1 protein-coding gene and 1 pseudogene are annotated in these 1,046 nt (G+C 70.7%); both read left to right on the top strand.

What is annotated here, in order from left to right; all coding sequences use genetic code 11:
* A pseudogene (locus GJ632_RS21680) lies at positions 1-235 on the top strand (hypothetical protein); the annotation flags it as partial.
* A gap of 88 nt (positions 236-323) precedes the next feature.
* Entirely contained in the window at positions 324-923 is a 600-nt protein-coding gene (locus GJ632_RS21675; RefSeq protein WP_089808404.1) for a helix-turn-helix domain-containing protein, read from the top strand.
* Positions 924-1,046: the final 123 nt, after the last annotated feature.

Genomic DNA, 1,046 nt, shown 5'->3' with positions numbered 1-1,046 from the left:
CGGGCGGCGTGGCCGCACTCGTCCTCGCGACGGCCCCCGACCGGTCGCCGCGGGAGAGGTGGAGGTGCTGCTCGAACGGACGGCGACGGACGTCGGCAAACCCGGTCCCGACCCCGCGGCGGGTCACGGCCGCCTCCGACCGGCGGCGGCGGTCCGGGCCGCGCAGAACGAGACGGCGGACGGGAACGAACGCGGGGACGAGGCGGCGGGTCGAATCGCTCAAAGCGGCGTTTGAACTACGAACAGGGCTTAGTGGTCGCCCGAGAGACGACGACCACGCGACGACGCACGACTGTGCACGCGACGACGCGCACTTCACACGAATGTCCGGACTCATCGACCGCATACAGGACCGAACTGCACGCACCGACGAACGACCGCGCGTCCTCGACGTGGACGAAGCGGAGGCGGACGCCGTCATCGACGCCCTCTCCTCGGAGACGCGGCGGGCGGTGTTCCGCACGCTGTTCGACGACCCCGGGACGGCCTCCGACGTGGCCGACCGTCTGGACACCTCCGTCCAGAACGTCCACTACCACCTCTCGACGCTGACCGAGGCCGAACTCGTCGAGGCCGTCGACACGCGGTACTCGGAGAAGGGCAACGAGATGACCGTCTACGGGCCCGCCTCGGACCCCATCGTCTTCGTCGGCAACCGCGACATCGGCCCGCACGTCCGTCGGTCGCTGACCGACGTGGTCGCCGGTCTGGGCGTCCTCGGCCTCGCCTCGGTGCTGGTCCAGTGGGGGGCGAAGCGACTGGTCGCGCCCGCGGCGACGGGCATCGGCGTGGTCGAACCGGCGAGTCGGTCGGCCGCGGACTCGACGCTGGCGACTCTCGTGTTCACCGCGGCCGAACCGGGCGTCCTCTTCTTCCTCGGTTGTCTCGCCGTCTTCGGTCTGGTCGCGTACGTACGGGAGTGACGTTCGGCGGAGGACGTTCGACGAGGTTCGACGAGAGACGGCCGTTCGAGTTCGACGAGCGACGGCCCCTCAGGACCGGAACAGGCCGAGGAGGACGCCGACGCGACGACGCCCAGCGTGACG

The sequence above is a fragment of the Halogeometricum sp. CBA1124 genome (genome assembly GCF_009741955.1).
In the GTDB taxonomy this organism is placed as follows: domain Archaea; phylum Halobacteriota; class Halobacteria; order Halobacteriales; family Haloferacaceae; genus Halogeometricum; species Halogeometricum rufum.
The sequence above is the reverse complement of the archived record's forward strand: the minus strand, read 5'-3'. Positions and strand labels throughout refer to the sequence as shown.

Coding starts and splice junctions, on each gene's coding strand:
- GJ632_RS21675 (WP_089808404.1), top strand. CDS start 324: ATGTCCGGACTCATCGACCGCATACAGGACCGAACTGCACGCACCGAC.